26 protein-coding genes are annotated in these 25,414 nt (G+C 43.1%); 15 read left to right on the top strand and 11 right to left on the bottom strand.

What is annotated here, in order from left to right; translation table 11 throughout:
- Positions 1 to 399: 399 nt before the first annotated feature.
- Both IRQ95_RS07955 and codB read right to left on the bottom strand, forming a co-directional pair.
- A complete protein-coding gene (locus tag IRQ95_RS07955; protein ID WP_194436435.1) occupies positions 400 to 1,677 on the bottom strand; it encodes a cytosine deaminase in 1,278 nt (425 codons plus the stop codon).
- A 9-nt stretch (positions 1,678 to 1,686) separates the two neighbouring features.
- Positions 1,687 to 2,925 carry a cytosine permease gene (gene codB, locus IRQ95_RS07960; RefSeq protein WP_194436436.1) on the bottom strand — a complete coding sequence of 413 codons (1,239 nt, stop codon included), beginning with the start codon at positions 2,923 to 2,925 and terminating at the stop codon, positions 1,687 to 1,689.
- Positions 2,926 to 3,666: 741 nt separating this feature from the next.
- Between codB and azu the strand changes: the two genes are divergently transcribed.
- A complete protein-coding gene (gene azu / locus IRQ95_RS07965; RefSeq protein ID WP_075650910.1) occupies positions 3,667 to 4,119 on the top strand; it encodes an azurin in 453 nt (150 codons plus the stop codon).
- A 44-nt stretch (positions 4,120 to 4,163) separates the two neighbouring features.
- Here the strand turns inward: azu and IRQ95_RS07970 are convergent, their stop codons facing one another.
- From IRQ95_RS07970 to IRQ95_RS07980, 3 genes are all read right to left on the bottom strand, one after another.
- Positions 4,164 to 4,700 carry a hypothetical protein gene (locus IRQ95_RS07970; RefSeq protein WP_194436437.1) on the bottom strand — a complete coding sequence of 179 codons (537 nt, stop codon included), beginning with the start codon at positions 4,698 to 4,700 and terminating at the stop codon, positions 4,164 to 4,166.
- Positions 4,693 to 5,232 carry a YaeQ family protein gene (locus IRQ95_RS07975; protein ID WP_194436438.1) on the bottom strand — a complete coding sequence of 180 codons (540 nt, stop codon included), beginning with the start codon at positions 5,230 to 5,232 and terminating at the stop codon, positions 4,693 to 4,695. The genes IRQ95_RS07970 and IRQ95_RS07975 overlap by 8 nt, the downstream gene beginning before the upstream one ends.
- Before the next feature lie 147 nt (positions 5,233 to 5,379).
- Positions 5,380 to 5,589: a cold-shock protein gene (locus IRQ95_RS07980; RefSeq protein ID WP_075650916.1), complete on the bottom strand. Its 210-nt coding sequence runs from the start codon at positions 5,587 to 5,589 to the stop codon at positions 5,380 to 5,382.
- Between the two features lie 737 nt (positions 5,590 to 6,326).
- Here IRQ95_RS07980 and IRQ95_RS07985 point away from each other — a divergent pair.
- The 3 genes from IRQ95_RS07985 (at position 6,327) to IRQ95_RS07995 (ending at position 8,648) form a co-directional block, all read left to right on the top strand.
- Entirely contained in the window at positions 6,327 to 6,677 is a 351-nt protein-coding gene (locus tag IRQ95_RS07985) for an NADH:ubiquinone oxidoreductase (protein WP_194436439.1), read from the top strand.
- A 195-nt stretch (positions 6,678 to 6,872) separates the two neighbouring features.
- Positions 6,873 to 8,039, top strand: coding sequence for a D-alanyl-D-alanine carboxypeptidase family protein (locus IRQ95_RS07990; protein WP_194436440.1), 1,167 nt, complete (start codon positions 6,873 to 6,875; stop codon positions 8,037 to 8,039).
- A gap of 264 nt (positions 8,040 to 8,303) precedes the next feature.
- Positions 8,304 to 8,648 carry a helix-turn-helix domain-containing protein gene (locus IRQ95_RS07995; protein ID WP_194436480.1) on the top strand — a complete coding sequence of 115 codons (345 nt, stop codon included), beginning with the start codon at positions 8,304 to 8,306 and terminating at the stop codon, positions 8,646 to 8,648.
- Between the two features lie 214 nt (positions 8,649 to 8,862).
- Here the strand turns inward: IRQ95_RS07995 and IRQ95_RS08000 are convergent, their stop codons facing one another.
- The gene (locus tag IRQ95_RS08000) at positions 8,863 to 10,638 is read right to left on the bottom strand and encodes a choice-of-anchor I family protein (RefSeq protein WP_194436441.1); all 1,776 of its coding nucleotides are present in this window, start codon (positions 10,636 to 10,638) and stop codon (positions 8,863 to 8,865) included.
- A 203-nt stretch (positions 10,639 to 10,841) separates the two neighbouring features.
- Between IRQ95_RS08000 and IRQ95_RS08005 the strand changes: the two genes are divergently transcribed.
- Both IRQ95_RS08005 and IRQ95_RS08010 read left to right on the top strand, forming a co-directional pair.
- The gene (locus IRQ95_RS08005) at positions 10,842 to 11,057 is read left to right on the top strand and encodes a DUF3820 family protein (protein WP_194436442.1); all 216 of its coding nucleotides are present in this window, start codon (positions 10,842 to 10,844) and stop codon (positions 11,055 to 11,057) included.
- A 42-nt stretch (positions 11,058 to 11,099) separates the two neighbouring features.
- Entirely contained in the window at positions 11,100 to 11,345 is a 246-nt protein-coding gene (locus IRQ95_RS08010) for a hypothetical protein (protein WP_194436443.1), read from the top strand.
- Between the two features lie 256 nt (positions 11,346 to 11,601).
- Here the strand turns inward: IRQ95_RS08010 and IRQ95_RS08015 are convergent, their stop codons facing one another.
- Complete coding sequence (locus tag IRQ95_RS08015) at positions 11,602 to 12,327, bottom strand: tRNA (adenine(22)-N(1))-methyltransferase (protein WP_228481343.1); 726 nt, start codon at positions 12,325 to 12,327, stop codon at positions 11,602 to 11,604.
- A 696-nt stretch (positions 12,328 to 13,023) separates the two neighbouring features.
- Here IRQ95_RS08015 and IRQ95_RS08020 point away from each other — a divergent pair.
- Positions 13,024 to 14,226, top strand: a complete 1,203-nt coding sequence (locus IRQ95_RS08020) for an aromatic amino acid transport family protein (RefSeq protein ID WP_194436444.1) — start codon at positions 13,024 to 13,026, stop codon at positions 14,224 to 14,226.
- Positions 14,227 to 14,333: 107 nt separating this feature from the next.
- Here the strand turns inward: IRQ95_RS08020 and IRQ95_RS08025 are convergent, their stop codons facing one another.
- The 3 genes from IRQ95_RS08025 to IRQ95_RS08035 all read right to left on the bottom strand — a co-directional run bounded on the left by IRQ95_RS08025 (position 14,334) and on the right by IRQ95_RS08035 (position 16,215).
- Positions 14,334 to 15,065 carry a helix-turn-helix transcriptional regulator gene (locus tag IRQ95_RS08025; RefSeq protein ID WP_194436445.1) on the bottom strand — a complete coding sequence of 244 codons (732 nt, stop codon included), beginning with the start codon at positions 15,063 to 15,065 and terminating at the stop codon, positions 14,334 to 14,336.
- 71 nt (positions 15,066 to 15,136) lie between these two features.
- The gene (locus IRQ95_RS08030) at positions 15,137 to 15,664 is read right to left on the bottom strand and encodes an antibiotic biosynthesis monooxygenase (RefSeq protein WP_194436446.1); all 528 of its coding nucleotides are present in this window, start codon (positions 15,662 to 15,664) and stop codon (positions 15,137 to 15,139) included.
- Between the two features lie 5 nt (positions 15,665 to 15,669).
- Positions 15,670 to 16,215 carry an NADPH-dependent FMN reductase gene (locus IRQ95_RS08035; protein WP_194436447.1) on the bottom strand — a complete coding sequence of 182 codons (546 nt, stop codon included), beginning with the start codon at positions 16,213 to 16,215 and terminating at the stop codon, positions 15,670 to 15,672.
- Positions 16,216 to 16,393: 178 nt separating this feature from the next.
- Here IRQ95_RS08035 and IRQ95_RS08040 point away from each other — a divergent pair, with 178 nt between their 5' ends.
- Complete coding sequence (locus IRQ95_RS08040; protein WP_194436448.1) at positions 16,394 to 17,059, top strand: pirin family protein; 666 nt, start codon at positions 16,394 to 16,396, stop codon at positions 17,057 to 17,059.
- A gap of 84 nt (positions 17,060 to 17,143) precedes the next feature.
- Here IRQ95_RS08040 and IRQ95_RS08045 read toward each other — a convergent pair whose 3' ends face one another.
- Positions 17,144 to 18,391: an Nramp family divalent metal transporter gene (locus IRQ95_RS08045; RefSeq protein ID WP_194436449.1), complete on the bottom strand. Its 1,248-nt coding sequence runs from the start codon at positions 18,389 to 18,391 to the stop codon at positions 17,144 to 17,146.
- Between the two features lie 332 nt (positions 18,392 to 18,723).
- Here IRQ95_RS08045 and IRQ95_RS08050 point away from each other — a divergent pair, with 332 nt between their 5' ends.
- The 7 genes from IRQ95_RS08050 to IRQ95_RS08080 all read left to right on the top strand — a co-directional run bounded on the left by IRQ95_RS08050 (position 18,724) and on the right by IRQ95_RS08080 (position 25,407).
- Positions 18,724 to 19,638, top strand: coding sequence for an ROK family protein (locus tag IRQ95_RS08050; RefSeq protein WP_194436450.1), 915 nt, complete (start codon positions 18,724 to 18,726; stop codon positions 19,636 to 19,638).
- A gap of 294 nt (positions 19,639 to 19,932) precedes the next feature.
- Positions 19,933 to 20,811, top strand: a complete 879-nt coding sequence (locus IRQ95_RS08055; RefSeq protein ID WP_194436451.1) for an N-acetylneuraminate lyase — start codon at positions 19,933 to 19,935, stop codon at positions 20,809 to 20,811.
- A complete protein-coding gene (locus tag IRQ95_RS08060; RefSeq protein WP_194436452.1) occupies positions 20,805 to 21,716 on the top strand; it encodes an ROK family protein in 912 nt (303 codons plus the stop codon). The genes IRQ95_RS08055 and IRQ95_RS08060 overlap by 7 nt, the downstream gene beginning before the upstream one ends.
- Positions 21,716 to 22,933 carry an enolase C-terminal domain-like protein gene (locus IRQ95_RS08065; protein ID WP_194436453.1) on the top strand — a complete coding sequence of 406 codons (1,218 nt, stop codon included), beginning with the start codon at positions 21,716 to 21,718 and terminating at the stop codon, positions 22,931 to 22,933. Before IRQ95_RS08060 ends, IRQ95_RS08065 begins: the two co-directional genes overlap by 1 nt.
- Positions 22,933 to 23,853 carry an NAD(P)-dependent oxidoreductase gene (locus IRQ95_RS08070; protein WP_194436454.1) on the top strand — a complete coding sequence of 307 codons (921 nt, stop codon included), beginning with the start codon at positions 22,933 to 22,935 and terminating at the stop codon, positions 23,851 to 23,853. The genes IRQ95_RS08065 and IRQ95_RS08070 overlap by 1 nt, the downstream gene beginning before the upstream one ends.
- A 16-nt stretch (positions 23,854 to 23,869) precedes the next feature.
- Entirely contained in the window at positions 23,870 to 24,841 is a 972-nt protein-coding gene (locus IRQ95_RS08075; protein ID WP_194436455.1) for a sialic acid TRAP transporter substrate-binding protein SiaP, read from the top strand.
- Between the two features lie 53 nt (positions 24,842 to 24,894).
- Positions 24,895 to 25,407 carry a TRAP transporter small permease gene (locus tag IRQ95_RS08080; RefSeq protein ID WP_194436456.1) on the top strand — a complete coding sequence of 171 codons (513 nt, stop codon included), beginning with the start codon at positions 24,895 to 24,897 and terminating at the stop codon, positions 25,405 to 25,407.
- Positions 25,408 to 25,414: the final 7 nt, after the last annotated feature.

Below are 25,414 nucleotides of genomic sequence, written 5' to 3' on the forward strand. Positions count from 1 at the left end.
GAGTAAAGTAAGCATAAGTTATTGTATTTTATGCGTTTAGTGTGCGATTGAAAAAATTCACTTAAGAAATAGTGCTTAAACTAGATGGTTCTAGAGGCCTAAATGACGTAATTTATAGGTGTCGGCAGGATGCAGACACGGAACAGGAAAGACCCAAGGATTGGTCATCTTCAGGACGAAGATATAGTCATCTAGGATAGATGGTTAGCAAGGATTGCAAAGGACACCGCTAGGACAGCGATGTTAAGGAAGTGCTGAAGGATACAGCGTACTATCAAGGAATAGATGCAGGGAGCACCTATTAGTAGCCGGATGCTGCGAGTAAGAATAGACCCCGTTAGGTTATGCCTAGCGGGGTTTTCTTTTATATCGGCTTAATTTCGTCTTACCAGAATCGTACTAACGCTTAAAGCTTACCGGCTCACTTTCATCCAAGTGAATTTGTGTCTGTGCTGGTTGAGTTTCAGCAATCACTTTGCCGTGACGCACTGAGTAGCGAACAGGTACTTGACGACGTACTGCATCAAAGCCATTTTCCGCAGGAAGGATCAGTAGGCTACCTGGTTTACCCGCTTCAATACCGTGCTTGTCTTGAATGTTCAGTGTGCGAGCAGAATTGGTGCTAATCAAATCCAGTGAGTTGTTGATTTGATCATAGCCCATGACCTGACACACATGCAGACCCATATGTAGCACTTGTAGCATGTTGGCGGTTCCCAGTGGGTACCAAGGGTCAAAGACATCATCGTGACCAAAGCAGATATTGATGTTGGCGTTAAGCATTTCTTTTACGCGCGTTACACCACGACGTTTCGGGTAATCATCAAAACGACCTTGTAGGTGAATGTTGACTAGTGGGTTCGCAACAAAGTTGATGCCAGACATCTTCAATAGACGGAATAGTCGCGAAGCATACGCACCGTTGTATGAGCCCATTGCCGTTGTGTGGCTTGCGGTTACCTTATGACCCATGTTGTATTTGTGTGCCAGTGCAGCCAACGTCTCAACAAAGCGTGATTGTTCATCGTCAATTTCGTCACAATGAACGTCGATTAGGCGGTCGTATTTTTGCGCGAGTTCGAAAACGTAGTGTAGTGATTCAATACCATATTCTCGAGTAAACTCGAAATGAGGGATAGCACCAATGACATCTGCGCCTATTTGTACTGCTTCTTCGAGTAATTCTTTACCATTTGGGTAAGAAAGAATGCCTTCTTGCGGAAATGCCACGATTTGAATGTCTACCCATTCTTTCATCTCTTCACGCACTTCGACCATTGCTTTGAGTGCGATAAGTGTTGGGTCAGAAACATCAACATGGGTACGTACGTGTTGTACACCGTTAGCGATTTGCCATTTTAAGGTTTGCTTGGCGCGTGATTTTACATCTTCGATTGATAGCAGCTCTTTACGTTCTGCCCATCGTTCAATGCCCTCAAACAAAGTACCAGAGATATTCCAGCTTGGTTCACCTGCCGTTTGTGTAGTGTCTAGGTGAATGTGCGGTTCACAGAACGGCGCGACAGCCATGCCACCTTCAGCGTCTAATACATCACCTTGGAAGCTAAGTTCTAGCTGATTGTCTTCGATACGCTTGAATTGACCATCCTCAATCAAAATTTGCTTCAGACCTTCCTGTCCTTGCAGTGTTACGTTCTTGATCAACATAGTTGTCATGATGGTTCCTTACGCCAGCTTAGCTGCTAACGTTCTTTTATTAATAATAGGGTTTAAAACAAGGTAGCTTAGAGCACCGCCCAATACTGCATTGACTGGAACGACTCCCGGTAGGAAGTGACCTGCTGCTACACCAAGTGCGACTGCAATAATGCCTGCCCAATTGACAGTTTGGAACTGGGTTGCTTCGAAGTTAGCGTAGCGTTTACGGTTTGCCAAGAAATCTGCAATGATCACGCCACCAATTGGTGGAATAGCCAGCGATAGGAACGTTAACCAACCAACGAAGTGATTGTATAGCCAAAGAGCGCAAAGTGTGCCGATAACGCCGTTTACCATTGAAATATACTTGCTTGGTAGTCCAGTGATGTTTGAGAATCCCAGACCTGAAGCATATAGCGCGTTGTCGTTAGTGGTCCAAATATTCAAGCCTAGTACGATGATGGCAGGAATAAGTAACCCCTGAGCAATCATCACCTCAGAGATATCAGACTGACCAGTCACGGAAGCACCCGCCGCACCAAAGATGAACATCAGAGAGTTGCCGATAAAGAACGCGACCATGGTTACTAGCACCGCCCCTTTGGGTTTTTTACCGAAGCGGACAAAGTCAGCGGTTAAAGTACCCGCGCTAATAAATGAACCAACCACCATTGCCAGTGCGATTGAGAAATCGATGGGTTGTGCTGGTTCTACTTTTTGTAGTTCGCTTACACCACCAATGCTGTTGATTGCCTCTATGACCGAGTAACCACCAAGGAGAGCAATTGCAGGTACAGCGATTGCCGACAAAATCATAAGTGCCGCGATACCAAAATATACCGTCGCGGTCATCAGTAGACCCGAAACAAGGATTAGAGTGTTGGTGTCAATGCCTGTGGCTTTATGCACTGGGATAGCAAACATAGCAACACCAACACCAAACCAACCAACTTGAGTGCCGCCAAGAAGAGCTGAAGGAAGCCAAGAGCCTTTAGAACCAAAAGAGAAACGAGCAAGAAGGTGAGTTGAGAGACCAGTAGAGGCGCCGATGTAACCGAGGAAAGAAGTGTAAATACCGAGAATTAGGTTACCGATGAGAACAGCGAGGAAGAAATCATTAAAGGAAAGACCAGTGCCGAGTGAACCGCCGGTCCACATACTGGCTGAAAAGAAGGTCAATCCCAACATCACCATTGTTAGTGAAGCCACTCCTTTGCGTGCCGAATTAGGAACAGGACCTAGGCTATAGTTGTTGTCACCAGCCATTTTAACCTCCGCGCTTAAAAAATAGATTTATTGCCAAACTCTAGTTAAACGGCGCGTATTATGATGATATAAAATCGCATGTCAATTATAAATTTATCAATAGTGGCTTATTTTGTGTTGTATTAAATCTTATCTATTGATTTTTAATAAGTTAATTTTTGATGATCTTGTTTTACTCATGTGTGTAACCGTTTGCTTTTGGTGGATTTTATGGTTGTTATATCTGTTTGGGTTGCATTTTTTTTCATGACAGAGAAATGTAAGCCATTGCTTGGGGTGCGGATTGATTACGGAATGATTTATTTCAATCTCATGGTGTTTTGCTCGTTGTGTGCGCTTTTTTTGAGCGCTAACTTGTGTTTATGGTGATTTGTTATCAATATTCTTTCTTGGTCTTTAAATGTATTGGTTTATGTTTGTTTTTAGTAGGGGTTGTTAGGCTTTAATGCTTATGATTATTTTAAATTTTTGTCTTAAAAAATAATGTGATGGGTTTTGACTTGGGTTGATGAGTGTTTTGTTTACTCGTTGGCTGTAGTCTTCGTGTTTTTGTTTTTGATCTCCTCATTTTAGATTGCGTATAAACGTCATGATGTCATACCAAGCTTTATAGCAAATGTTGATAAAGTGATCTTGATTAAGTAATGTAATTGATATGCAACTGTTAATTGAGAGCTTTGCACCAGTAAATATTGTGTTTTTTAGTATAATTGGTCTGGCTTTCACATAAGGAGATAAATAATGAAACTTCGTTACCTGCTTTCTATCACGACTTTATTTGCAGCAGCTTTCTCGGCCCAAGCGAGTGCAAGCTGTGAAGTGACAGTTGAAGCAAACGATATGATGAAATTCTCAACGGATGTAATCAGTGTTCCAGCAACGTGTGAAGAAGTGTCAATTACACTTAAACACACAGGTAAATTGCCTGCCGCATCGATGGGTCACAATATTGTGATTACCGATACTGCAAACGTGCAAGGTGTGGGTACAGATGGTATGAGTGCAGGTATTGATAATAGCTACATCAAGCCTGGTGATGATCGCGTATATGCATTCTCTAAAGTTATCGGTGGTGGTGAAGAGACCGTTTTGACTTTTGATACATCAGCGTTGAAGGCTGGTGGTGATTACTCATTCTTTTGTTCATTCCCTGGTCACTGGGCGATTATGAAAGGTAAATTTGAGTTTAAGTAAGCCATATTTGGATTTAAGAAAAACGCCTCTTTAGAGGCGTTTTTTTATTTAAATAGACTCTTAACCCATGCCATTAAAGGGTTGTCTGGTTTGGTTGAATTTGTGTGGCTTTTTCCTTGGTAGAAACTGGCCATAAATGCACTACGTATTTGCTGAATATCCCCACCCATTGCGCTAACGATAGCTGAAGCTGTTTTCTCAGCATGATCATTGGCAAGGCTAAAATCCATCGCTAAATAACCTTGTAAATATAGCCATAAGTGGGTGATGAAAATTAACTGTTCGCCATCGTGATAATGAAAGTTGTCCGCGAGATCTTTTCCCAGCTCTTGGTTAAGTGCTTGGTGCATGGCTTTCGCCGAGCTCTGGTGTTGCTCAACTTGATTGAGAGCTTCGATATGTGATTTTGTCAATAACCCGAGTAAGTGGTGGTTTACTGGTGTAGTTGGCTTAACCTTTAGCACTGTGGCAAACAATGGTGAGTTGTGTTCGACAAATATTTGCCACTGTCTTGCTTCAAAATCAACCGATGCAAGATCATTAGCTTTGATATCACAAATGGCTTGCTGTAAATCAGTCATGGCTCTGTAGTGTTTCCCAAACAACTTCAGCAGAGCCGTCACTGCTGTCAACAAATAGGCTGTTACCTGTAATCATGACAGATAAGTCCATTCCGCGTTGGACGTTCGCTGCTAATGCTTCAATTGAATCAGCATCAAACTGGTGGATATTGGCGTTAAATGCAGCAAGTTTACTTTTTGATTGATTCCACCAAACGTCAGATTTGCTATTGAAGGTATAGATATCCACTTTGTTTGCTAGACGTGAGGCTTTTTTTACTCGGTCTACTGATGGTTCACCAACTTCGATCCAATGTTCAATTGTACCATCTAACGATTTTTGCCATAGATCGGGTTCTTCAATGGTCGATAACCCCTTGGTAAAAACAAGCTCAGGAGCCGCATTTAAGCAGTAAGCCATCATTCGAGCCATCATGCGTGATACTGTTTCTGATGGGTGAAGGGCGATAGTGCATGCGAGAGAATCATAGTAGTCGCGATTGGTGTCAGAAAGTGCGATACGGAATTTATATATTGTTGGTTTAAGAGCCATGTTTATATCCAAAGTAACCAGAAAGATTCATTTAGCGTAGTGAAATGGAGCAATTAGATATTTAATGGCGTGATAAAAAATGTTTGCCACCAAAATAAAAATAGCCAGCTAAATGAGCTGGCTATTAAAATCGATTTTGTCGACAAATTAAAGAACTTTAATGTTCTCTGCTTGTGGACCTTTCTGACCTTGAGTAATGCTGAATTCAACAGCTTGGCCTTCAGTTAGAGTGCGGAAACCGTCACCTGTGATTGCACTGAAGTGTGCAAAAACGTCTGGACCGTTTTCTTGTTTGATGAAGCCAAAGCCTTTAGTTTCGTTGAACCATTTTACTGTACCAGTCACTGTATCTGACATCTGTCTTTCCTTTGTGTTTCACTGTTTCGCCTAAAGTGGCACGGATAGCGTGGAAAAGGAGATTGCTATTGCGCACGACGTTACGGCAGACACACATAGGCTCCAACGAAACGGCGTTCTAGACAAGAACCGTTTTCTAGCTAACAAACAGTCTAAGGTTTAACCAATCTAAGTCAATAAAATTCCAGTGAATTTAAATGAATAATTTGAACTAAATATCGCCTCGAGAAAATTTGACTGGAATTTAATACTGACTCACGCGCTCTTGTCACAATTCTATGTTTATTGGAATGAGAACTGCATAACAAAGCTTGATTTAAAGTGTGATGTACATAACTCATTATAAAGTCAGCTTTAAGAGATCAGATGAGATTGCAAGTTTATGTTTATCGACAGGTTGTTTTATTGATGCGGATAGTAAGTCGGTATTTCGCCGGTCTAAATGACAAAATGAGTTTAAAGTTCACATATTTTCTAATTGATAGAAGAAAGATGGCTGTTAATTTAATGTTAACTTTGTTGGGTGTTGCTTTCCCCAAAATCTAATTTACAGATTAGAAAGGACATTTTACATGTCTTATGTTAATGAAATGTACAAGCGGCTTGTTGGTGACATTTTTCACACATATAGGCATAGAAATAGCACTTGTATTTTAAAAAATTGATGAGAAAATGACCGCAAAATGAGTTTTCATTATTGAAAGGATGCTTCTAACAATCTCTAGAGGTTAAGCGTTATGAAACTAGTTCTAATCTTGATGGCATCTATCTCTGCTGGAGCGGCTTCAGCCGATCATTTTCATTCATTTATGCTCGGATTGTCTGTGGCAGCTTTAGCTGTGGGTAGTTGCTATTGGTTTGCTTTTCGAACCACTCGCTTCCCACACTTAGCGATGTTCCTATTGATTTGTGGGCTATTGGCTAAAGTCACTGTGACGGTTGTCGGTGTTGCATTGGGTATTTCTCAAGCATTGATTACGTCACCACTGGTATTTGCGCTGTCGTACCTATTTTTCTCTTTGGTGGTTACCTACCTTTGGTTTAGCTACCGCGACTCGATTACCAAAGCACCTCAGCGATTAGCGTAATCAGCCAACAAATAAGTTGCATAAATAAGAGCTAGCTGTTTCAGCTGGCTTTTTTTATGTTTTAAATCCGCATTTTGCAAGATGTCACATTTCTTTGCCTCAATTCTTGTATAACCGTAACTAAGCGTAACAGACTTGCTGAAACAACCTACGCTTTCAATATACTGAGATCAGTCTTTTAATTGGTAGAGTGCCATGAAAACAAAACGTCTAATACAATCAGCTTTAGTCATCAGCGCATTTAGTGCTTCTGCGACAATAGCTGCGCCTTCTATTACTCCTGATCCTCCGGTGATTGGTGCGAAAGGCTATATCTTAATGGACTACAATACAGGTCAAGTATTAGTAGAGAAGAATGCTCACGATCCACTAAACCCGGCAAGCTTAACGAAGCTAATGACCGCTTATGTTGCTGGTCAGGAGGTGAATTCTGGCAATGTCACATTGGATGACCAAGTGACAATCAGTCAAAATGCCTGGGCTAAGAACTTTCCCGATTCTTCAAAAATGTTTATTGAAGTGGGAACCTCTGTTTCATTGATGGATCTCTATCGTGGGTTGGTGGTTCAGTCAGGGAATGACGCGAGTGTTGCGATAGCTGAGCATGTTGCTGGTAGTGAAGGGGCATTTGTCGGGTTAATGAATAGCTGGGCGAAAAAGCTTGGTTTAAATAATACTGCTTATACTAACCCACATGGTTTAGACAGTGATGGCCTTTATTCAACGCCTTACGATATTGCGCTGCTTAGCCAAGCGATTATCCGTGATTTGCCAACTATTTATCCGCTATACAGTGAAACCTCATTCGCCTACAACGGCATTACTCAATACAACCGTAATGGTTTGCTTAGGGATAGAAGTTTAAATGTTGATGGTATGAAAACAGGCTATACCAGCGGAGCAGGGTACAGCTTAGCGACATCAGCTACTAGTGGGGATATGCGCTTGATTTCGGTTATTATGGGGTCGAGTAGCACTAAGAGTCGTGAATCTGAAAGCAAACAGCTACTTAGTTATGGTTTCCGTTTCTTTGATACGGTATTAGCCAGTGAAGTGGGTAAATCGATCAGTCAACCTCGTGTATGGATGGGAGAGCAAGATTCACTCAACGTTGGTACCGCCGAAAACATCTATTTGACGTTACCAAAATCGGATGTCAAAAAAGTTGAAGCAGAGTTGGTCTACAATGGCGAACTTGTTGCTCCAATTGCCGCAGGGCAAGTTATCGGTAAGGTAATTTACAGTGTCGGTGGCGATGAAGTTGCTCAAGCTGATTTGACGGCATTAGACGCGGTAGAAGAAGGCGGCATTTTTAAGCGTGTTTTAGATTGGTTAAAAATGCTCGTTGCTAGCTGGTTCTAAATCGCGGCTTTATTTCTTAGAAAGTCAGATGAGCCTTTATGCTCATCTGACGATAAACACACCTTAAATATCACCTAGTTTCATTCTTTTTTGAAGCGAACACGCAACGCGGGCAATTTTGCCGTAAATCTTAACTTCCCTTTACGTCTCACTGACAATGGTTGGCTCTTTTTCGCCACAATTCGCGCAAAGATTTTAAGCGGGCACCTCGATAAGAATGTGCCTGGCAATAATTGCGCAGCAGTGTAGAAATAGGAAATAATGATGGAATTTACCGCAAAAGATAGCGAAGCTTTGTATCAGGTTTGGATGTCACAAAAGTCTAAAATGCGTCTTACACAAATGGAATTTGCTAAAAAATTGGGCATGAGCCAGCTTGAGTTTTCAAGCATATTACGCGGCGAGCGACCATTATCGATGGCTTTTGTGTCGCGATTCTGCAACCTGCTCAACTTGGAGTCTGCACGAGTTATTCCATCGTTACGTTCTCAACCTGATGTGAAAGAGGTTTACCTCGAAAGTCGCATGACCGTGGATGGTGAAATTAAACGTGCTTACATTGAAGGCAATCAAGTCGTTGTTGAGTACTTACATCGTGTTACGCACTAATAGTGCTTACGATGGATGGCAGGCTGCTGAATTCGAATGTATACCCGTCTGAGTTAAACTTACAGCAGTGTTGACTGGCACTCACACAAACCTCATCAAATAGACATCTATGCTCATAGGCTTTGTTCCTTTGTCGCCTACCTGCATCTACTCGCTGTTTGGGTATACAAAAAAAACGCTCAACTCGTTACGTTGAGCGCTTTTTTGCTAAGGGTTAAAGTTTGATCTTGAAGATGGAGGTCGTTCCACTCACTTCATTACCAACGGCGATAAAGTGATCCCCATTACGTGTAAAGTAGTTAATAGACTCCGGTCCGAGATCGCCCGCTGCTGCGTTATACGTATCGTTAGCGCACTCTTCGTCTTTCATCTGCGTGCAAACGTTCTGAGAAAAGTCACGTCGATTGGTAAAACTTAACACTTGTGCTTTCTGGGGATCTGTAATGTCATAGACTAAGATTCCCCCTTGACGCTCAAGCCCAATAAACGCGTAGTGTCGATTGTTTATAGTAGCGACTTCGATTGCTTCAGGCTCGCCACCTTTATCATCACTGCGGCCATCAGCGCTGTCATTACTGTCGTTTGAGCTGTTGAAGTTTTCTTTATTCTTGGTTCGAATGACGCGAGCGAACTGATCTCCGCTATCGTAAACCAGTTCACCTTCGGCATCCCAGATTGAAAATGAGCGCGAACCGAAGGCTTCAACATTACTGTCTGCGGATAAAACTCCGTTAGGTTTAATGACTTTTAATCGAGCGAGCTGATCGTTATCTTTTAATGCTAGGAATAGTGGATGGTTAGCCGCCACTTGCAAGTCTTTGCCGCGAACTTCATCGATATGACTGATACAGAAATCTTCTTTCTTTGAATAGTTACGCGTGCGCTTATAGTTATCGCCATCCCACGTGAAACCTAATTCATCGCAGACCTTTTGTGTCGTTTCAATGCCATACTCTCTGCCATCCCCTTCGTTGGCGGAAATAATGTAGGTTTTACCATTCACAGAGTAGCTGTCGATACTATCTGGCATATAGAGACCAACAAGATTCGTGTAGTTGGCCAAATTGCCTAAAATACCATCTTTATTCGATGCATCCAGTTTTGAATCAGACCATGACTTGCTTCCCAAGCCTACGATTTTTTCGAGTTTACTTTTTTTCGGGTCAATGATTGCAAATGCGTTGTTTTCCTGCAGTGCAACATAGAGCTTACCATTGTCAGCAAAGGTCAAATACTCCGGTTCAAGATCTTGTGCGATGGAAGCATTCTTGCCAGAAATTCGAACGTCTTCATCGACGGCTAGAACATCAGTGAATGTAATTTGAGAGACGGTTGCCTTGAGTGGACCTTTCTTTAGGTCAACAAGCGTAACGGAACCTTCAGGGTCATTGGTGTAGTTATCATTTGGTTCGCCTTCGTTTGCTGAGGCGATATAACGACCATCTTTGGAGAAGCTAACCATATCAGGCAAAGCACCTGCTGGATAGGTTGTCACAAGCGTCAGGTCATCTGAGCGGTATAAAGCAATAATACCGTTTTCTTGTTTGTTTTCATTCTCAATTGCGACAGCGACTAGGCCATTATGAACAGCAACACTGTTTGCCGCGCCAATGTTGATTTCAGCGCTTACTCCAGCGGTAAATAGGTCGATAGTAGAGGTTTGTGTTGGCTTGCTATCCGCATCTAAGCTAAGAACGTCGATGCGCTTTTCTTTTGCATTGACGACATAAAGTTTATCTGTACAGCTATCATAGTTGACAATTTCGGCTGCCGAAGAGTCGAAAGGTGCATCAGCGATAGAAGTGCCAACATAGGTTAGCCCTTTCACTTTAGTGTTATTGCTCGCGCCTATCGTTGTACTTGTTTTGGCGTTAGTACTAGAGTTTAAGCATTGGATAGCTAGATTATTTGGTGTGCTTTTGGTGTTTGCACAGGCTGTTGCCAGTGCCGATAGCGTTAGTACGCCAATCGCTTTAAATGGGGTGGTCATCGAAACTCCTTTTTTACCACAAAGTCAGGTTAACTTTTCTTAAGGTTATGAATAGACGAATAAATTACTTGTTGCGTATTGTTTTTTTATGAAGCTAATATTGCAGTCGAAAGGAAGCAAATATTGTTTTCTAACTCTCGAGCTTTCTAACAACCATTAATCGATGTTACTCTCCGATTACATAAATAAGTCGGATCGCTTGGATGTTAGAGAAAGAGAACTTGATTAAATTGGCGAGAGTGCAAATGCCATTTGGTAAGTATGCTGGCCGAGTGTTAATCGACTTACCGGAAGAGTATTTGTTTTGGTTCGATAAGAAAGGTTGGCCAAGTGGTGAGTTGGGTGAGCTACTCAAATTATGTTTGGCTCTAAAAATTGAAGGTTTAGACAGTGTGGTTAAGCCGCTTAAACACATGTAACCTGCTATAGAAACCTCCTACTTTTAATTAAAAAGATTTACTATGAATTTTGATATCAATGCTTTGAAACACCACCAACTGGTTGAAGATGGTCAGCTAGAGGGGTGTTATATTCATCAGCCAGCCCAAGGTAGTCAACCGGATGACAAAGCGGTTTTGGCAGAACGCCAAGCGTTGGAAAAAATGGGGTATAAGGTAGTACAAGTCCAAGCTAAAGGCGGGGTAACAACGTTTGCTGAAGCAATGCAAATGCTAGTAAAAAAGACCGACAACCAGTCCAAAGAGTAAGTGAATAGAACTCACGATAGTCCCTAATTTCTTTCAACGGATAATTTTTCTTTAATTAAAAGAGTCAGACCGTTAGGCTAACTCTTTTTTGGTCAATTGTGAGTTACGGCAGTACATTGATTAGAAAGGTTGATCGCAAGGCGAACTAGGTGTTTTGCTCAAGCTATGCTTAGCATTGTTGTTTGAGGGGCTTGATTCGAATGTCAATCCACCTAAATACGAATGCAACCATAAAGTAATCTAAACGTATTCTCTTCTATATAGTTATTGCTTGATAAGCGTCGACAATGTGGTCGACGTTTTTCTTTTGGCCTTGTTGAATCTTTTGGTAATGCACTAGTGTTTTTTTCAGATATTCCTTCGCACTCTCAATCCCTTCAGTGCTCGTTGCCTGCCAAAACTTTTCCCCAACCAAGTTAATTGGTTTTTGCTGAGCTTGTCTATTGTCGACGTGAATAATCTCATAGAATCGACCGTTCTCTTTAATTAACGCTTCATCAACTAATCCTTGTTGTAAACAACGGAACGTTTCTCTTAAAGCGAACTGATGATGCACAGGGCAAACAATAAACTCAATGTTTAAGTTAGGGTGCTGTTTTAGGATCGCGTTGACAAACATACTGATAAGATCGCCCCCAACACCAGCTATGATGACTAGATGTTTGCCGTGGTAATGATCAAAAGGGATCGCAGCGGTATCTAAGCAGTGAACTTGCCAATGGGATTGTGTCTTAGAATCAAACTTTTGCAGTTTTGCTTCCACGTTGGAGATAAGTTCAGGGACAATATCAACAAAATGAATATGAGGTGCAGCTTGTCGCTCAAGCAAAGCAATGCCAAGTAAGCCATGGTCACAGCAGCAATCCCAAATATGGTCATACCCATTACCTACCATTTGTTCGATTTGTTTCAGTCTTTTACTTAGTTTCAATTGTTGTCTGCCAGAGGGAAAAAACGGCGCATTGTATACCTTCACTTGCATTTCCCCAAGCATCGAGTATGTCCTTGAAGAAGCGATGTTCAGTGTGCGGTTGTGGTGGCATTTTTTGTGGTAAAAGTGGGTATATTTTTTAGGCTCAAGGTATGAGTTCTTTTTCCAATCTCTGAATTAAAATCACAAAATGTGCGCTATCTCAAATTAAGGACCGAATAAGAGTAATGATAATTTTATAAAACATCATTTAAGATTAGAGATTCTCGTTTTTATGATGTTTAAAAACAAAAATTAAATCGACATGACAAAAATTCATTAGTATTTATTACTTAATATTGTTGTTTTTTTGTAAATAACAATCTGGTTTTTGTTTGTTTAAATAATATTTTGATTAATAAAATATTTACCTGTTTCTCTGCTTTATCCGCTAAATAAACAAAAAAGACATATCTTACTGCTCTGTAAATAGTTTTGTACACGGCATGCGCAAAGAGTGTACATGCCAAAAGTGTTTGCAACGTCCCATTTACTTGCTTTGATGCAAATTTCATCACCGATTTCTAGGTATTTACCTCTTACTTTTCTAATTAAAAGAGATGTGATCTCTCAAATTTTAATTATTGTTTCTGTTGTTTATTATATACAAGCAATCCAATTTCGTTTATTCGCCTGACTCTTTCCTAGTTCTTAAATGCTCTATTTAATAAGTGCCAGTCCCTACTGTTAATAATAAAAAGGCAACATATGGAAATAACCACAACAACATCGACAAACAGCACGTCGAAGGTGATTGGCGGCGGTTTAATTATCGCTGGTACATCTATCGGTGCTGGTATGCTTTCTATCCCGCTGATGTCAGCTGGGTTAGGTTTTGGCGTGTCTGTTCTACTACTTTTGGGTTTCTGGGCATTAATGACATACACCTCTATGTTGATGCTAGAAGTTCACCAACACGCTGATAGTTCAGCTACGCTACACACTCTTTCTTCTAAATTTTTAGGCAACCCAGGCAAAGTAGCGGCAACCATCGCGACATTTATGCTTCTATATGCATTGTGTGCAGCGTACGTTGCTGGTGGCGGTAGCAACATGGCTACTCGTCTAGACCAGTTAACGGGTATTCAGATCCCAGCATGGATGAGCTCTCTAATCTTCGTTACTATCGTAGCGGCGCTTGTTGCAGCTGGTACAGCAGTGGTTGATAAAGTAAACCGTGTTCTGTTTGGCGCTATGATGTTAGCAATGGCAGGTGTACTGGTTTTCTTGAGCCCTAATATTTCAGGTACGTTGCTAGCAGCTTCTCCAAAAGGTTGGGGTCTGTTCTTTGCTGCTCTACCTGTAATCTTCACGTCGTTTGGTTTCCACGGTTCGATCCCATCAATCGTGACTTACTTCGATGGCGAGACTAAGAGCCTGCGTACAGCGATGCTTATCGGTTCTTGTATCCCTCTAGTGGTTTACCTATTCTGGTTAGCGTGTACTCTTGGTGTTGTTCAGCAAGACATCCTAATGGAGAACGGTGAACTAGGCGCGATGATTGCAATTCTAGGTGAAACTCTAGGTAGCTCGAACATTGCAGTGATGATCGGTCTATTTGCTGACTTGGCACTTGTGACGTCTTTCTTGGGTGTTTCCCTAGGTCTATTCGACTACCTACGTGATACAACGAAAGATAAGTTGAAAGGCAACCGTGTTTCTGTCGCTCTAATTACGTTCCTGCCACCACTAGCGTTTGCTTTGTTCTACCCACAAGGCTTCATCATGGCTCTAGGTTACGCAGCAATCGCTCTAGTTGTTATTGCTATCTTCCTACCAGTTGCTATGACTATCGCTTCGCGTAAAGTACACAAAGAAGCTCACCTATACCGTGTTAAAGGTGGTCCAATCGCAATGGGTCTAGCAACTCTTTGTGGTGTGGTAATCATCCTAGCTCAGTTCATCGCTTAACTTGGTACTGCTCTCAATAGCAAATACCTAAAAGGCTATGAAGCTAAGTTATTAATTTGAATGCCGTTCACTTAGGTGAGCGGCATTTTTCGTTGTCTAGAACTGACTCATAAGTCGATCAACTTGGCGTGTACGGCGCGAGCTACAGCTTGCGAGCGATTCACCACATTTAGCTTTTGGAAAATATTGGTAAAGTGGAATTTGATGGTGCGCTCAGATAAGTTGAGGATCTTGGCGATCTCCCAGTTGCTTTTACCTTCTTTTGCCCACTTTAGTACTTCTAACTCGCGCGTTTTTAGTTGTGGGAACCCTAATGCTAGTCGGTTGTATTCCCCTTTGCGCATAAATACTTCATGGATATGTGGTGCAATGTAATCTAAGTTAGGTTGATAGTCAGCTTGTAGTGGGCGATTCTCGGTGCTGAGTGAGATAATGGTACTGCCTGTATCGTTTTTCACTTGTATCGACAAGCCTTCTCGGCCGAGGTTTTGTTGATAGTCTTCCGCAAAGTCGGGGCAGATGATAAAAGGTTCACTTTCTCGCCAAGAGATTGAACAATCATTAACTTGAATGCGCGCCATTATGTGGTCAACCTTCCAATACTCTTGTTTCAAGTAGTGATCAATCCAGCCTTGGGGCTGATCTTTTACAACCATTTGTCGCTCGGTTTGAAAGGAAAAGTCAGAGCAGTGATCGAGGGCCAGTAACGCTGATGTATAAGGGATCAACTCTTGCAACTGAGTCAAAATTGTTTGCCCATCAGTTTGAGTGCTTGTTGCTTGCACGCATTGATTGGCTAAATCCAATAGGCGTTGCAAGGTTTGTGTGTCGGTTACCATTTTTTTGGATGTAATAAATATGTTACTTAAAAGTAAAGTAACATATTTATCAATTTACAGGATCTTTTTAACTAACGATTCAGCCAAGGTCTCAAAAATCGCGTTAGCATTGGCATCACAGGGTAAGTCATGAATACCGAAACTAACGAGACAAGAACCAATGTGCTGAGATTCTTATCTAATCCTTCTAGATGAGGGCTGACAAAGAAACCAAGGCTCGTCACTAAGGGATACACCGCGAGAACACCCAATAGCACTTGTTTGTAGAACGCAGGTCGTGACGGCAGGTTTGATACGCCAAACCAAAGTTCCGGGGCGATTTTTTCCTGTGTATTTTCACTGCGATTGAGCCACTTTTTCGAAAGTTTAAGCATCGATCGTGTCGATTCTTCAGATTCCCAATTCACTAAACTTTGTTCACTATCAAATCGAACTAGAATTAGAAATTCTAGTTGCTGTTGGTTGCGAGGCTCAATGATATTAAGAGAAATGAAGCCGGGATAAGCTCGAACACTTTGATTCATCGATTTGAGCCAAGTTTGGTATTCGCTTAAGTAGCTTGGATTAACAATTTCTGAAATCAGTTTGACTTGCTGCATTGGAGTTAACCTACGTTGACAGCAGTGGTCAAATTATTGATTGCGGTTGAAAACGCAGCGTGCTCTTGCTCAGAAATCTTATCTTGTTCGAAGGTTTGATAAAAATTCCCTAGGCTATAGCTGGCGACAATGTTTGCTCCTTGCCAAGGCAGCAAACGCGCCAGTGTAGCTAAATTGGTTGCACCGCCATTCTCTCCCGGAGAGGTGCTAATTAGCAGCATAGGCTTACCGCCAAACGCGGGTTTTTCTCGGGTATAAACTCGCGATAACCAATCAAGGAAGTTCTTAAACTCGGCAGGCATCAGACCATTATGTTCTGGACAGGCAAGAATGTAACCGTCAGCAGAATCGAGTAGAGGCCTAATCGACTCAAATAGCGAAGGAATGCCATCGCTCGCTTCAAGATCTTGATTGTAAAACGGCAGTTTCACGTCCTGCATGTTCAATGCAGAGACTTCTACATTGCTGATATGCTTAACTGCATAGTTGAGCAGTTCGGCATTGATTGATTCAGCACGGTTACTGGCTGAGATGGTTAAAATGGTTTTCATGGTTCACTCTCCCTGATGATGTTCTAATCTGAAATGTCCCAAGTTGGCTACTCACCTTGTGGGTAGGACTCATACTAAATTGCTGCAAAAAGGATGCTAGTGTCCGAACGTACAGGTGATTTTGTAAACTAGATGTGAAAACTAGTCCTTGTGTTTGTAGCAAAAATAGGAAAACAAAATGAGAGAGTTACATAGGGATAGACTTCATCGAGGTGGCTTTGCCGGAATTGAAGAAACTCGGATGGTGCATGACAAGCGCATTGGTGGCGATGGGATGACGTGGGATGGATTGGGAAAATTTGTCTACTTGGCTGATGCGCGTTATCTACCGTTTGGTGAGAGCAGAATGCACAGTCACCAACATATCAATGTGATTACAGTTATGCTTGAAGGTAATCTACATCACGAGGGATCACTTGAACATGGGCAGCCGCTCACAGCAAATCAAGTGCAAGTTCAGCGTTCGGGTGGCGAAGGTTTTAGCCATAACGAAGTTAATCCGGATGAGTTCCGTTGCCGATTATTGCAAGTCTGGACTCTCCCTGAACACAGTCGAGGCCCAGCTGATTATCAAGTCTACGACATTGAGCTAGGAAAGATTACGCAAATCTATGGTGACTCGACGGAGGGCAACACCGCCAGTTCAGCGACCAAGATTTATGTAGCGCGTCTGACAAAAGAGCAGACATGGCAGTTACCATATGAGTTTCTCTGCTATGTGGTTAACGGTACGATTGAGTATCAGGGAAAGACTTATCCAGATGGCAGTTTGATTCGGGGTTCAGGAAGTGAACTGTTAGTAACGTCTGAAGATGTGCATCTAACGGTGATTACGGATTCGTAATCGCTGTAATTTTGGCAATGGAGGCATCCCGTTTAACAGCATGGATGCCTCTAATGAAGACGAGTGTATCAACGCGCTTCAGCACTAAGCGACCAAACTCCAGAGCAAATATGCATTAAGGGTAAGTACTAGGCTAATAATTACGATGCCTAGAACTAATATGAGGCGATGGTTATTATAATTCCCCATGATGCTGCGTCGACTGGTGAAAACAAGCAGTGGGATAATCGCTAGAGCTACACCAAAGCTCAGTACAACTTGGCTCGCGACTAAGATATCTGTGGTACTTACGCCCATCGCGATGAAGCCAAACGCTGGTAGCATAGTGATCGTTCTACGTAACCAAAGTGGAATGGAAAAATGCACAAAGCCCTGCATGACCACTTGACCTGCGAGTGTGCCTACTACCGTTGACGACAGCCCTGAGGCTATCAATGATAAGCCAAATAGTAGTGCTGCGCCTTTGCCTAGCAATGGTGTCAGTGTTTGGTAAGCGGTTTCGATGCTGGCAATGTCACTGCGTCCTGTATGATGAAAGACCGCCGCCGCCATGGCAATGATTGCGATATTGACGAAACCCGCGATAGTCATTGCAATCAATACATCAACACGCGTCATTTTTAGCCGTTGTTTCGTGCTGTGCTCGTTTTTTCCGCTGAATAGCGCTGAGTGCAAGTACACGACATGAGGCATTACGGTTGCACCTAAGATCGCTGCCGCCAAATAGACTTGCTTTGGCTCAGTAAGAGTAGGCACAAATAAGCCTGTTGCCATTGGGGCAAGCTCAGGTTTGGCTAACATCAATTCGACGATATAAATACCCGCGACGATAATCAGCAAAGCACCAATAAACATCTCAAGTGGTTTTTGGCTACGACGACCGAGAGTAAGAATCGCGAGGCTAAACAGTGCTGTGATTGCAGCCCCTTCAAATAAGCTCACTCCAAGCAGCAATTGAAAGCCAACTGCTGCGCCAATGAACTCAGCAAGGTCGGTTGCCATCGCGATGATTTCAGCTTGGATCCAGTAGGGTACCACCGCCCATTTCGGTAAGTTGTCGCGTAAGTGCTCGGCAAGGTTTTTGCCAGTCACAATACCTAATTTAGCCGAAAGGTATTGGATAAGCATTGCCATGAGGTTAGCCCAGAGCACAACCCAAAGCAGTTGATAGCCGTAAGCCGAGCCAGATTCAATATTAGTCGCAAAGTTACCAGGGTCGATATAGCCAATGGCAGCGATGAATGCAGGACCAATAAGACGTTTGCTACTGCTCTTAAGTTTGTTTGAATTGCCAAAGGCAATACTAGAAGGTGTGGATGTCAGCGCAGTCATTCTTTTGCTCTCATAATTTCGATGGAGCGAATTTACGCCTGTTAGTTGCAAGGGGCTAATTTGTCCTAACTATTATTTTGATAAGTAATAGCGATGAAAGAAGCGAAGCTCCTATCAAAAGTTTTCTCGCGTGACTTTCTTATGTGACTGGTATGACACCGTCAATATAGAAACCATGTTTGTCGCTCGGTAAACGAAGAAATTAGTGCTCAGAGTCATGAGATTGAGTCGTAATAGGTGACGTTATTTGTAATAGCGGACAGACTATTTTCAATATTGGTTTGAAACGTTGACTTGTTTAGGCGAAAAGAGCAGATCGTGAGGGCAGTGCAATGCTGATTGGGTTAGATATTGGCGGAACTAAAATTGAAGGTGTGATTGTATCGCCTGACAGTGGAGACGTCGTTAAGCGTATTCGTATTGATACTCCCAAGTCGAGTTATCAAGCATTTTTGGCTGCAGTAAAGTCAGTGATTGATAGTTTGATGGAGACAACCGAAGTGCAGTCTATCGGTGTGGGTTGCTGCGGTTCAATCAATCGTGCTACAGGCAAGATACAAGGCGCCAATATACTTTATCTCAATGGAGAAGACTTTCTTGGTGATTTGCGTGCGCATTATAGCCTTCCGGTCGCGTTAACCAATGATGCCAACTGTTTGGCGATATCTGAGTTTGAAACCGGTGCAGCAAAAGAGGCTCTTAATTCATGTTTGGCAGTGATCATTGGCACTGGCTGTGGTGGCGGGATCGTTATTCATGGCAACATCGTTGATGGTCAACATGGCTTGGGCGGTGAGATAGGGCACAACCCTTTACCGAGCTATCATCCTGAAAAGGATGGCCCAGCTACTCAGTGTTACTGCGGTTCTTACAACTGCAATGAGCTGTTTGTTTCCGGTACTGGGTTTGAGCGTACGTGGGTACAAAAACATGACAAGTTGTCAGCAAAAGCGATCTTTAATCGATACGCTAATGGCGACAAAGATGCCGTTGAACACGTTGAATATTACGCAGATTGCCTCGCAAGGGTTTTAGGTTCGATCGTCAACGTAATTGATCCTGAAGTGATCGTATTAGGGGGCGGCGTTTCTAACCAATCTGCAATCTACCCATTGGTGGAGCAAAAGCTGAAACACTATTCCTTTAGTAAAAATGTCACAACTCCAGTTAAACAAGCACTGCATGGCGATTCAAGCGGCGTGTTAGGTGCGGCTTATCTGCCTATTATGAAGGGAATGCTGGTGTAACCACGTAGCGTTCTTTGTCGTCAAAATCACGATCATTTATCACTCCCTTCTTGAAACCATACGTTCACAAGAAGGGATTTGTATAACTCGCGCTTCCAGCAACGTCTTCCCACGTTCTTCTATCTCTCTTGATAAAGCCGATTTAGTCACAGTAAACGGATCGGCAAAGTGTTGCGTTGATCAAATAATGCGCTATGAAGGTTAATTCTTGCACAATAACTGTGATCGGTGTCTGATACTATACTGGTATAACAGGTATAGTGTAACCATCAAGTCAACAGGTAGGACACCCTAATGGATTTTTCTGGTTTTTATGCAGCGACACTGACTCCGTTTAATCAAGATGAGAGTATTAATTATGCCGATTTACAGCAGTTGGTTGAGTTTAACTGCCAATCGGGTTTGAAAGGTTTATATGTTGGCGGCTCGACGGCTGAAGCGTTTCTTTGCTCGACGGAAGAGCGTATTGATCTACTCAAAGCAACGGCAGAAGTTGCAAGCCAAACCGAAGCGACTTTAATTGCTCACGTAGGCGATATCTCGACCAAAAAGAGTGAAAAGATAGCTCGAGCTGCGGCGGACCTTCCTTATCATGCAATTTCTGCGGTTACGCCATTTTATTATCCAGTCGGCTTTGAACAGTTGAAGAGACATTATTCCGACATCGTGCAAGCGGCTGGCAAACCGATGATTGTTTATAACTTCCCAGCGTTTTCAGGCATGAGCCTTAATCGAGACCAGATCAGTGAACTGCTAAATATTGATGGCGTGGTTGCGCTTAAGCAGACGTCGGCTGATTTGTATCAGATGGAACAACTGACACGCGGCAATCCAGACAAGACAGTATTTAACGGTTTTGATGAAATTTTAGCATCTGGTTTAGTTGCAGGAGCAAAAGGTGGTATCGGTTCGACATACAATATTCAAGCGCAGCGCATTCTTGCTATCAATGAGGCGATTCAAGCTGGTGATGTTGTTAAAGCGACTGGTTTACAACGTGAAGCTAACCAAGTGATTGACGCGTTAGTTTCGGCAGGTGTTATCCCTGGTTTGAAATATGTACTTAAACTGAAAGGCATTCTAAGCACTGATGCGTGTCGTCGCCCGATGAATCAAGTTAGCGCAGAAAACCGAGCCAAGTTAGAGCAATTGGTTGAGGCTGGCTTATGCTAATTGGTCTCGACATCGGTGGGACCAAAGTGGAGGGGGTGATTGTCTCCCCCCACAATGCTCAAGCGGTTGAGCGCTTGCGCATGGAGACCCCTAAAACAAACTATGCAGACTTTTTACTAGTAGTGAAAGGCGTCATCGACACTTTGTCTGAAAAAGCAGAGATTGATTCTATCGGCATAGGTTGCTGTGGGTCGGTTAATCGTGTGACTGGCAAGATGCAAGGCGCAAACATTCTCTATCTTAACGGTGAAGACTTTATCGGAGATTTGCGCGCCAGTTATTCTGTGCCTGTTGCGATAACCAATGATGCTAACTGCTTAGCGATTTCAGAGTTCAAATCGGGCGCAGCGAAAGAAGCGCAAGATTCTTGTCTCGCGGTCATTATCGGTACGGGTTGTGGTGGTGGTGTTGTTATTCATGGTGATATCGTCGATGGTCAACATGGCTTAGGTGGCGAAATTGGTCACAACCCATTACCTCATTTTGATTCCGAGAAAGATGGACCCGCCGTTCAATGTTACTGCGGAAGCTATAATTGCAACGAGTCTTTTGTTTCTGGAACAGGTTTCGAGCGTACGTGGGCACTTAAACATGCTCCACTTTCCGCTAAAGAAATTTTTGCAGCCTATGCACAAGGAGATCAAAGCGCTGTTGCACACGTTGAGTACTACTCAGATTGTTTAGCGAGAGTGCTTGGCAACATTGTTAACATTATCGACCCAGAAGTGATCGTGCTAGGTGGTGGAGTGTCGAATCAAGACGCCATCTATCCGCTGGTGGCAGAAAGACTGAATCACTACACCTTCAGTAAAAATGTCAATACACCGATTCGCAAAGCAGAGCACGGCGATTCGAGTGGTGTACTTGGCGCGGCTTACTTGCCCGTTATGAAGGAACTTATCTAATGGTCACTATTAAGCATATACGTCCGGTGATTCTGACTGCGCCTTATGGTTTTGAGGGATGTGCAGAGAACGAGTTACATCTCCCACATGGACTTCGTTGCTGCTCAATGCTTGAGGTGACCTTAAGTAATGGCCTAAAAGGGATTGGTGAAGGGTATTTGGGCGTATTTGCCCCCGATGTATTTCGTTCCATTGTGGAGTTAATTACGCCTCATCTGATTGGTGATGATTTATCTCACGGTTATCAACATAGCTTACTCAAAGCGAAAAACCTTACCGCCTACTGGTCGCTTCAAGGCGCGGCGCAGCATGTACTTTCCGCTTTGGAAATTGCGTTAGTTGATGTCTATGCCAAGTATCAAGATCGTGCGGCTATCGAACTTTTTGGTGGCGCAAGAACATCAAGTATTGCCATGTATGGATCTGGTGGCGATTCGCTTCATCCAATGTTTATGGAGCAGGAATTACAGCAACTGCACCAACGTGGAATAGGCATCATTAAGATCAGAGCTCGTCACAATCAAATCGATAAAACAGTGTGGACCATCAATGCAGCCAAGAAATACGGTATTCGTGTGGCTGTCGATATGACGCAAAATTTGGCAGTCAACGGACAAACTGCTGAGCAAGTTCGCGAGTTCGCCAAGGAAGTAACTCAGCGCACGGGTGAGGAGTTAGTGTTCATTGAAGAGAGTTTGGGATTAGACAAGCTTACTCAACTGCCCCTGCTTAGTGACGACTCAACGTTGTCTATTGCCGGTGGCGAGATTGTTACCACCAAAGAAGAGCTGTTTGAGCGTATTGATCGCGGTTACTACAACATCGTTCAACCTGATGCCTCAGTTCTGGGGGGAATCGAGAACACCATTAACGTTTGTCATTATGCACAGCAGCGAGGGGTTGACGCAGTGGTGCACTCATGGGGTGGACCGGTTGCAATGATGGCAAACTATATCGCAGCTTTTGCCTCTGGCAGCGAGCTCATTGAATACCCTATGCCTGACTTTTTAATTCGTTCAGCCATGTTCAATTTCGACAACTATATCCAAAATGGACACCTTTGCTTGCCTGACTTACCGGGTATCGGAATGGAACTTACGGCTGACATAGAGAGTGAGTTTAGCTACCGACCTGAAGCCGTATATCACTGTTTTCCACTTCAGGCGGGGTTAGATATTTTAGAAAACAGCCACGCCAATTGGCACAAGGAACAATGATGAATATCTATGTGCACCCAATACTCAATGATGCTGAAAAAGACTACTTTCTTACTCAGCTATCTAGTGACATCACCATAACGTTCAACGACGGTCGTAACGAGCTTACTGCGGGGCGAGAGGCTGAAGTGGCTATCGGCAATTTTGATACGGCATGGATTGAGCAAATGCCAAACCTAAAGGTGATTTTGCTCGATTCGGTGGGAATCGATAACTTCAATGGCTATGTATGGAAACAAGACACTCCTGTGTCGGTGCATAACTTAAATGATTTTTTCTCGGTCGCCGTCGCAGAAGAAGTGCTGGCGAGTTTGTTATCGGTCTATCGTCAATTACCTGCATTAAAACAGGCACAACAACAGAGCATCTGGGTTAAAGATGAGCTGAGACCGACAAAGCGTTTACTTGCTGATGCCAAAGTACTACTCGTTGGTTACGGCAATATCGGCAAACGCATCGAGCAGTTGTTGCTCCCGTTTGGCTGTGAGATATCAAGCTTTGATCAACAAGAGATGGCGGCAGGTGGTAAACCACTGCTTGCTGAAAAAGTTGCCCTCAATGACGTGATTATTTCCACGATACCCGCTAATACCGAAACCTTTGCAATCTTTGATTCTGTGCTGTTTTCAGCTATGAAACCAAGTGCGACATTCATTAATGTCGGGCGCGGACAAGTGGTTGATGAAGCGGCACTCAGTGAGCAAGCCAATCAAGACAAGTGCTTTAACGCTTGTTTGGATGTGACCATTCAAGAGCCCCTCAATTCCGATTCAACATTGTGGCAGTTACACAATGTTCATCTAACTCAACACACCGGTGGTGGGTCGAGTGATGAAAACTATAAGAAAATTGACATCTATATAAGTCAAATCAACCGTTTGCTAAGTGAACAACCACTTATCAATAAGATCCAATTCTAATAAGGATAATTAGACCATGACGATGAAAACAACCCTCAAACTAACCGTAATTGCTTCTGCTTTGCTTGCTGCTAACGTCTATGCAAACACAGAACTTAAAGTGGGTTTTAATGAAGCGTACAACAGCCCAATTTACCACGGTATGCTAAAAGCTGCTGAAGAGCTAGAAAAGCAGTCAGGTGGCGAGCTTACCATGCGTCTGTACGAGGGCGGTCAGTTAGGCAGTGTGCACGAAATGCTTGAGCAAGTTTCACTAGGTGAAATTGATATGTCGATGCAAGTATTTGGTGGTTACGCACAATATGTTCCAGAACTGGGCGCGCTAGAAACCGCTTACATCGTAAAAGATTTTGATCACCTAAAGCGTATTTTAGATAGTGAGTGGGGGATGAAAGTGCGCGGCGAATTGGAAGAGAACTTCCAACTTAAGCCAATTGATAGCTGGTACTTTGGCGTGCGCCAAACGACATCAAACCGTGCAATAAATTCATATGAAGATATGAAGGGACTGAAACTTCGCACGCCAAATGCTAAGGCACTGATTGACTACGCCAAAGCAACGGGTGCGATTCCTTCACCAATTGCCTACGCAGAAGTGTACCTAGCACTGCAAACTAATGCGGTAGATGGTCAAGAAAACCCAATCCCGTCTATTGAAGCGATGAAGTTCTACGAAGTACAGAAATACTTGGCGATGACGAACCATGTGGTGCAAGACCAAACCATCTCAATTAACTCGGATCGTTGGAATGACCTTTCAGAGCAAGAGCAGGGCTGGCTGGTTGCCGCACTTAAAGCGGGTGGTGATGAAGCCGAGCGCCGTATTAATGAAAATACTGAAAAACATCTAGCGCTGTTTAAAGAAGCTGGCGTGACGGTGACATATCCAGATCTTGAACCGTTCCGCGCGTCAATGAAGCCTTTCTATGCGGCTTTGGATAAGCAGTATGGCGAAGGCTTTACTCAAACTCTAATTGATGCCAAGTAATCTTGATTGAAGCGGGGCGCTTGGAGTGCTCCGCTCTTCAATAGGAACTCACTATGTATAAGATAATTGCTAAAATGGAGTTGGTTGAAAAATACCTAGCCATATTCCTATTTTTACTCATGTTGACAGTGATCTCGGTACAGATCTTAAGCCGCTATTTCTTTAGTTTTGCCATCCCTTGGACCGAAGAGCTTTCTCGCTGGCTTTACATCTACATTGTGTTCATTGGTGCAAGTGAAGCGATTTCCAGAAGGGATCATATTGCAATCGACATGTTGCCAAACCGCTTAGGTGATAAAGCGAACCTGGTACTGGATATTTTCATTCATGGTCTATTTGCTGTGATTTCGGTTGTGATCATTCACTACGGTTACCTTTTTGCAGAGCGTATGGATCGATTAGGCTCGGTCACCATGGATGTGCCAATGTCAGCACTCTATGGCGCAGTGCCGCTGGGCTTCGTTCTTGTCTTCATCAAATGCTTTTTAAACGCGGCCATCTCTTTCTCAAAATTGGTTCAACCGCAAAGAGGTGACAGCACAGTGACCTCCCATCTATGTAAGTAGGGCAATA

The sequence above is a fragment of the Vibrio fluminensis genome, assembly GCF_015278125.1.
Taxonomy (GTDB): domain Bacteria; phylum Pseudomonadota; class Gammaproteobacteria; order Enterobacterales; family Vibrionaceae; genus Vibrio; species Vibrio fluminensis.

What these genes read in the sequence shown, in the direction of transcription:
- IRQ95_RS08010 (WP_194436443.1), top strand. Translation starts at nt 11,100, where the DNA reads ATGAATTTTGATATCAATGCTTTGAAACACCACCAACTGGTTGAAGAT.
- IRQ95_RS08015 (WP_228481343.1), bottom strand. Translation starts at nt 12,327, where the DNA reads ATGCAAGTGAAGGTATACAATGCGCCGTTTTTTCCCTCTGGCAGACAA.
- IRQ95_RS08075 (WP_194436455.1), top strand. Translation starts at nt 23,870, where the DNA reads ATGACGATGAAAACAACCCTCAAACTAACCGTAATTGCTTCTGCTTTG.
- codB (WP_194436436.1), bottom strand. Translation starts at nt 2,925, where the DNA reads ATGGCTGGTGACAACAACTATAGCCTAGGTCCTGTTCCTAATTCGGCA.
- IRQ95_RS08065 (WP_194436453.1), top strand. Translation starts at nt 21,716, where the DNA reads ATGGTCACTATTAAGCATATACGTCCGGTGATTCTGACTGCGCCTTAT.
- IRQ95_RS08005 (WP_194436442.1), top strand. Translation starts at nt 10,842, where the DNA reads ATGTTAGAGAAAGAGAACTTGATTAAATTGGCGAGAGTGCAAATGCCA.
- IRQ95_RS07975 (WP_194436438.1), bottom strand. Translation starts at nt 5,232, where the DNA reads ATGGCTCTTAAACCAACAATATATAAATTCCGTATCGCACTTTCTGAC.
- IRQ95_RS08020 (WP_194436444.1), top strand. Translation starts at nt 13,024, where the DNA reads ATGGAAATAACCACAACAACATCGACAAACAGCACGTCGAAGGTGATT.
- IRQ95_RS08055 (WP_194436451.1), top strand. Translation starts at nt 19,933, where the DNA reads ATGGATTTTTCTGGTTTTTATGCAGCGACACTGACTCCGTTTAATCAA.
- IRQ95_RS08070 (WP_194436454.1), top strand. Translation starts at nt 22,933, where the DNA reads ATGAATATCTATGTGCACCCAATACTCAATGATGCTGAAAAAGACTAC.
- IRQ95_RS08040 (WP_194436448.1), top strand. Translation starts at nt 16,394, where the DNA reads ATGAGAGAGTTACATAGGGATAGACTTCATCGAGGTGGCTTTGCCGGA.
- IRQ95_RS07985 (WP_194436439.1), top strand. Translation starts at nt 6,327, where the DNA reads ATGAAACTAGTTCTAATCTTGATGGCATCTATCTCTGCTGGAGCGGCT.
- IRQ95_RS07995 (WP_194436480.1), top strand. Translation starts at nt 8,304, where the DNA reads ATGGAATTTACCGCAAAAGATAGCGAAGCTTTGTATCAGGTTTGGATG.
- IRQ95_RS07955 (WP_194436435.1), bottom strand. Translation starts at nt 1,677, where the DNA reads ATGACAACTATGTTGATCAAGAACGTAACACTGCAAGGACAGGAAGGT.
- IRQ95_RS07990 (WP_194436440.1), top strand. Translation starts at nt 6,873, where the DNA reads ATGAAAACAAAACGTCTAATACAATCAGCTTTAGTCATCAGCGCATTT.
- IRQ95_RS08035 (WP_194436447.1), bottom strand. Translation starts at nt 16,215, where the DNA reads ATGAAAACCATTTTAACCATCTCAGCCAGTAACCGTGCTGAATCAATC.
- IRQ95_RS08050 (WP_194436450.1), top strand. Translation starts at nt 18,724, where the DNA reads ATGCTGATTGGGTTAGATATTGGCGGAACTAAAATTGAAGGTGTGATT.
- IRQ95_RS07980 (WP_075650916.1), bottom strand. Translation starts at nt 5,589, where the DNA reads ATGTCAGATACAGTGACTGGTACAGTAAAATGGTTCAACGAAACTAAA.
- IRQ95_RS08025 (WP_194436445.1), bottom strand. Translation starts at nt 15,065, where the DNA reads ATGGTAACCGACACACAAACCTTGCAACGCCTATTGGATTTAGCCAAT.
- IRQ95_RS08045 (WP_194436449.1), bottom strand. Translation starts at nt 18,391, where the DNA reads ATGACTGCGCTGACATCCACACCTTCTAGTATTGCCTTTGGCAATTCA.
- IRQ95_RS08060 (WP_194436452.1), top strand. Translation starts at nt 20,805, where the DNA reads ATGCTAATTGGTCTCGACATCGGTGGGACCAAAGTGGAGGGGGTGATT.
- IRQ95_RS08030 (WP_194436446.1), bottom strand. Translation starts at nt 15,664, where the DNA reads ATGCAGCAAGTCAAACTGATTTCAGAAATTGTTAATCCAAGCTACTTA.
- IRQ95_RS08080 (WP_194436456.1), top strand. Translation starts at nt 24,895, where the DNA reads ATGTATAAGATAATTGCTAAAATGGAGTTGGTTGAAAAATACCTAGCC.
- IRQ95_RS07970 (WP_194436437.1), bottom strand. Translation starts at nt 4,700, where the DNA reads ATGACTGATTTACAGCAAGCCATTTGTGATATCAAAGCTAATGATCTT.
- IRQ95_RS08000 (WP_194436441.1), bottom strand. Translation starts at nt 10,638, where the DNA reads ATGACCACCCCATTTAAAGCGATTGGCGTACTAACGCTATCGGCACTG.
- azu (WP_075650910.1), top strand. Translation starts at nt 3,667, where the DNA reads ATGAAACTTCGTTACCTGCTTTCTATCACGACTTTATTTGCAGCAGCT.